This is a genomic window from Neisseria sp. HMSC068C12 (assembly GCF_001814095.1).
Lineage (GTDB): Bacteria > Pseudomonadota > Gammaproteobacteria > Burkholderiales > Neisseriaceae > Neisseria > Neisseria perflava.
Map to the genome: position 1 here is coordinate 1 of NZ_KV814817.1, position 396 is coordinate 396.

At 54.0% G+C, this 396-nt stretch carries 1 pseudogene; it reads right to left on the reverse strand.

Going from position 1 to position 396, the window contains the following annotated elements:
* Window positions 1–396, reverse strand: a pseudogene (locus tag HMPREF2952_RS06375) (RHS repeat protein); the annotation flags it as partial.

Consider the following 396-nt stretch of genomic DNA (forward strand, 5'->3'; position numbering starts at 1 on the left):
TAATCCGGTCGGGCTGATGGTTTTCGTTATAGTGGTAGGCGGTACTGCTGCCGTTCGGATCGGTTACCGACAGCAACAGACCGTTGCCGGCATATTCGAAACGGGTGATGTGTTTCAGCGGGTCGGTATGGGTCAGCAGGTTACCCGCTTCGTCATAGGTATAGCCGTGGTAACAGCTTTCGGCATCGCTTTTACGGATCAGACGGTAGTTGTCGTCATAGTCGAAATGCAGGATGACGCCGTCCGGACGGATAATGCTTTCTACCTGGCCTTCGTTGCTGTATTGATAACGGGTAACGCGTCCCATTGCATCGGTATGGCTGAGCAGACGGCCCAAGTCGTCGCGTTCCATCAGGTTGGTACTGCCGTCGGCAAACACCCGTTTGGTCAACTCAT